This window comes from Mumia sp. (genome assembly GCF_028803055.1).
Classification (GTDB): Bacteria; Actinomycetota; Actinomycetes; order Propionibacteriales; family Nocardioidaceae; genus Mumia.
Genome location: NZ_JARBCJ010000217.1, coordinates 1 through 5267, shown reverse-complemented (window position 1 = coordinate 5267; position 5267 = coordinate 1). Strand labels below are relative to the sequence as shown.

Genomic DNA, 5267 nt, shown 5'->3' with positions numbered 1-5267 from the left:
GGCGCCTCCACGGAGGGGCGGATCCCGACCTTGGCGGCGCCGGCGAACAGCGTGTCGAGGAGGTCGTGGAACTGGGTCGCCCGCACGAGCGTCCACGGGACGGGCCCCGTCCGTACGACCTCCTCCTGCTCGACCTTGGCCCGGTAGTACCCGAATCCGCCCGCGTTCTGGACCTTGTCGCAGCCGACGATGGAGACCACCACGTGGTGGGCCACCCCGACCGCGCTCTCCACCTCCAGGAGACGCCGGGACCCGTCGATCAGGACCGCCTGCGCTGCCTTGGAGCCGAACCCGTTGCTCGCGTCCACGACCGCCGCGCACCCGTCGAGCACCTCGCGCAGACCCGCTCCGGTGCTCAGGTCCACCGGATGACTCGCGCTGCTGCGGCTCGCCGGCCGCACCTCGTGACCGCGCGCCTGCAACGCGGCGACCACCACGCTGCCCAGCGTGCCCGTCCCCCCGATGACTGCGACCCTCATTGTCGTCCCCTTCGCTGTGGAAGTGCTCCTACTGAGGGGACGGCGCAGCGGGCGCCGGTGTGACATGTGGCGTTATGGGCCCTCGTACGGTCGCTCCGGGGGCGTCTCCGGGAGTCCGAGCAGCGGGAACAGGCGGGTGTCCAGGAAGGTCGAGATGTTCGTGACCTCGCCGCCCTGGACGTCGAGGACAGTGATCGACCACGGGACGAACCCGCCCTCGGGCGCGGGCCGCCACTGCGCCAGCGCTGGAGCGCCGTTGACACTCATCGGCTCCACGCGAGATCCCAGACACTCCTTGCCGGGCCCCTCCATCCACGTCCGGATGTCCTCCCGTCCCTGGAGCCACATGACAAAAGGGGGCATGCTCTGCGTGGCGTCCTCTCTCAACAGGGACACGAAGGTGTCCATGTCGTACGCCTCGAACGCGGCGACGTACTTCGCGAGAAGCTCCTGCTGATCGGCGTCGAGCTCGTCGTAGGTGTCTCCGGACGTCGACCGCACCGTGCTCAAGGTCGCCCGGGCCCGCTGGAGCGCGCTGTTGACGGAGGCGACCGACGTGTCGAGGAGGTCGGCGACCTCGGCAGCCCTCCACCGGAGCACCTCGCGGAGCACCAGCACCGCACGCTGACGCGGCGGCAGATGCTGCAGAGCCGCCACGAACGCGAGTCTGATCGACTCACGGCCTGCCGCCACCTCCGCGGGATCGGCCGAGTCGGGGATGATGCGCTCGTCGAGCATCGGCTCCATCCACGCCTCGTTGGCGCGCTGCGCCGCGAGCGAGTGGACGACCGGCTGCCAGGCGGTCGCGGAGAGGTCCATCGGGCGGGCGCGCCGCTGGCCGGAGCCGAGGATGTCCATGCAGACGTTGGTCGCGATCCGGTAGAGCCAGGACCGCAGGGACGATCGTCCCTCGAACTTGTCGAGGCTTCGCCAGGCGCGAACCATCGTCTCCTGGACGGCGTCCTCGGCATCGAACGCAGAGCCCAGCATGCGGTAGCAGTAGCCGGTCAGCTCCCGGCGATAGGTCTCGAGCTCGAGCTCGGTCGTTGCAATGGCCGTCATGGTCCCTCCCCCATCCGCAGCAGTTTCCCACCGCCACACCCACAGGAAAACGTACGCAACTGACAGTTCTCGGACGAGCGAGTTGTCAGCCGGTTGCCGGGCGCCCGTGGCCGGAACCGGTCACAGGGCTAGCGGAGTGACCTACGTCACTCTAGCGTCTGTTGAAACGTTCCAAACGCTTCCAGCGAAGGAGCCACCGTGGTGATCCCACCCCGCCCTCTCGTTCTCGTCGCCGCAGCCGCACTCCTGCTCGGCCTCCAGACGCCCGCCGCCGCCACGACCGACGTCTCAGCCTCCACCGCCGCGACCGCGTCGTCCGCTCCGCCGACGGTCGGCGCGCTCCGGGTCAACGGAACGGAGAACCCGCTCGGGATCGACGGCAGGAAACCACGCCTGGGCTGGCAGCTCGACGCGGACCGCCGCGGCGTCACCCAGAGCGCCTACCAGGTCCGCGTGGCGCGCAGCGAAGCGCGGCTGAGCGACCCCGACGTGTGGGACAGCGGCAAGGTCGAGTCCCGCCAGTCCGTCGAGGTGCCGTACGGCGGGCCTGCTCTGGCCTCCGGCACCGGCTACGTGTGGTCGGTCCGGGTCTGGGACGACACGGGCGCGGCGTCGTCGTGGAGCGACCCCGCCACGTTCGAGACCGGTCTCCTCACGGCCTCGGACTGGAAGGCCGCGTGGGTCGGCGCCGCCCGCCCAGAGCTGGGCGCGCAGTGGACGGACTACACGATCGAGTTCACGGCCTCGCGCATCTCCGGCGCCCTCGGCGTCTACTTCCGCGGCCGCGACACCGAGCACGCCTACATGTGGCAGATCAGCGAGGCGGAGAAGTCGCTGCGACCGCACGTCAAGGACGGCGGATACCGAGTCCTCCCGGCCACGCCGTTCCCTGCCGGCTTCGACTTCGCGGCCGAGCACCGCTACCGCGTCGAGGTCGACGGCACGACGATCAGGACCTCGGTGGACGGGGCGCTGCTCGACGAGCGCACCGACGCAACCTTCACCGGCCCCGGCGCCCTCGGCTTCCGCACCAGCGCACCCGAGACCGGGCTGGTGCACGACGTGGTGGTCACCTCCGACGACGGCACCACGCTCGTCGACACCACCTTCCCCGCTGGCGACCGCACCTTCTCTGCCGGCACGGTCGCCGACGGCACGCTCAGGGTCGACGCCGCCGGCCCCGAGGTGTGGCTGCGACGCGACGATCCCGTCCCCCTGCTCCGCAAGGAGTTCGACCTGGCGGGCAAAGAGGTGGAGCGTGCGCGCGTCTACGCGTCCGCGCGCGGCGTCTACCGCCTGCACCTCAACGGCGAGCGTGTCGGCGACCACGAGCTCGCCCCCGGCTGGACCGCGTACGACAAGCGCATCGACCACCAGACGTACGACGTCACCGACCTCGTCCGCTCCGGCGACAACGCCTTCGGGGCCGAGCTCTCCCGCGGCTGGTACACCGGCAACATCGCGATGTTCGGCCCCAACACGTACGGCACCGACACCTCCCTGATCGCCCAGCTCGTGGTCGACTTCACCGACGGCACCTCGACCACGGTCGCGACCGACGGCTCCTGGAACGCGACCGACGGCCCTGTGCGCGCGGCCGACCTGCTCGACGGCGAGACCTTCGACCGGCGGCGTGCCGACGCCCTCGGTGACTGGGACGAGCCGTCGTACGAGCCCGAGGGCTGGACCGACGTGGTCGTCCGCGACGAGCCGGTGGACACGCTCGAGCCGCAGACCGCCCCGCCGGTCCGCGTGACCCAGGAGCTCACCGAGACCCGCCGGATCGACTCTCCGACCGACGGTGCCCACCTCTACGACCTCGGCCAGAACATGGTCGGCCACGTCCGCCTGACCCTCGACGGCGACAAGGGCGACACGGTCCGGATCCGTCACGGCGAGGTGCTCAATCCCGACGGCACCCTCTACACCGCCAACCTCCGCAGCGCGAAGGCGACCGACTACTACACGCTCGGCTCCGACGGCTCCGAGACGTACGAGCCCGCGTTCACGTTCCACGGATTCCGCTACGTCGAGGTCACCGGCGTCGATGAAGCGCCGGACGCCGAGGACGTCGTGGGTGTCGTCGTGGGCACCGACGGAGAGCTCACCTCCGAGCTCGACACCTCCTCCGACCTCGTCGACCAGCTCCACCGCAACATCGTCTGGGGCATGCGGGGCAACTTCCTCTCGATCCCGACCGACACCCCGGCTCGCGACGAGCGGATGGGGTGGACCGGTGACATCAACGTGTTCGCCCGCACGGCGGTCTACGACATGGACGCGCAGACGTTCCTCGACAAGTGGCTCCAGGACCTCCGCGACACCCAGCGCGCCAACGGGTCGCTGCCGGGCGTCGCGCCGATCGTGCCCGGACGGTTCGACGGCGGGTACGAGTCGGCGGGGTGGATGGACGCCGGCGTGCACGTGCCGTGGACGCTGTGGCGGGCGTACGGAGACACCGAGGTGATCCGCGACAACTACACGATGATGAAGAAGTACGTCGACTTCCTCGACGCCGACTCGACCAACCACATCCGGTCGGCCGGCGGATACCTCGACTGGCTCAACCTCGACGACCCGACGCCGGCCGACGTGCTGGACACCGCCTTCGTCGCGAAGAGCACCCGCGAGTTCGCGCAGATGGCTGAGGCGATCGGCAACGACGCGGACGCTGCGGCCTACCAGGCACGGTACGAGGCGATCCGCGCTGCGTACCAGGACGCCTTCGTCGCCGCCGACGGGACGGTGAAGGGCGACAGCCAGACCTCGTACATCCTCACGATCATCAACGACCTGGCACCGGCCGACCGGCTCGACGCGGTGGTCGACCAGTTCGTCGAGACGCTCGAGCGCCGCGACTACCACCTCTCGACCGGCTTCCTCGGGGTCGACGGACTGCTGCCGGCGCTGACGAAGGCGGGCCGCACCGACATCGCGTACCGGCTCCTGCAGAACGAGGACTACCCCTCCTGGGGGTACGAGATCGGCAAGGGCGCGACCACGATCTGGGAGCGCTGGAACTCGATCAACCCCGACGGCACCTTCAACGACGTCGGCATGAACTCGTTCAACCACTACGCGTACGGCGCTGTCGGCGAGTGGATGTACCGGACGATGGCCGGGGTCTCCGAGCTCGAGCCGGGCTACCGCAAGGTGCTGGTCGCGCCGGAGCCGGGCGAGGGCCTCGACCACGTGACGTTTGCGGTCGAGACGCGCTACGGCACGGTCCGCAGCGCGTGGAAGAAGGTCAGCGGCGGGCTCGATCTCGAGGTGTCGGTGCCGGCGAACACGACGGCGGAGATCCGGATCCCGGCACCAGGCCGCTGGGCGGTGACCGAGGGCGGTGGTGCCGCGGAGTCGGCCGACGGGGTGCGGTTCGTCGCGTACGAGGACGGGCACGCCGTGTACGAGGTGGGGTCGGGCGACTACCGCTTCGGCATCGACCGCGCGCTCGGCGAGCTGGGTGAGGCGGCCGCGGACGTGGACGTGCTGGCCGGGCAGGTCGACGCGCTGGCGACGAAGGGCCTGCTGACGCGGCTGCTGAAGCGGCACCTGCAGGCCGAGGTCGCCACGCTGGACCGCCAGGTCGAGCAGGCTCGCGCGGCTCGCGCCGAGGGCGACCGTGACACGGCGGCAACGCGAACTCACCAGGCGCTCGCCACCGTGTCGGCGCTCGAGCTGTGGGTTGACCTGCAGCGCGTGCTGCGGTTGGTCGACACACCGACC

At 70.4% G+C, this 5267-nt stretch carries 3 protein-coding genes; 1 reads left to right on the top strand and 2 read right to left on the bottom strand.

The features are described 5' to 3' along the window. Both PV363_RS15730 and PV363_RS15725 read right to left on the bottom strand, forming a co-directional pair. On the bottom strand, window positions 1-479 hold a 479-nt coding region (locus tag PV363_RS15730; protein WP_301022823.1), incomplete at its 3' end, for an NAD(P)H-binding protein. 72 nt (window positions 480-551) lie between these two features. Continuing rightward, complete coding sequence (locus PV363_RS15725) at window positions 552-1541, bottom strand: sigma-70 family RNA polymerase sigma factor (RefSeq protein ID WP_301022822.1); 990 nt, start codon at window positions 1539-1541, stop codon at window positions 552-554. Window positions 1542-1739: 198 nt separating this feature from the next. Here PV363_RS15725 and PV363_RS15720 point away from each other — a divergent pair. Further along, a partial coding sequence (locus tag PV363_RS15720; protein ID WP_301022821.1) for an alpha-L-rhamnosidase occupies window positions 1740-5267 on the top strand: 3528 nt, incomplete at its 3' end.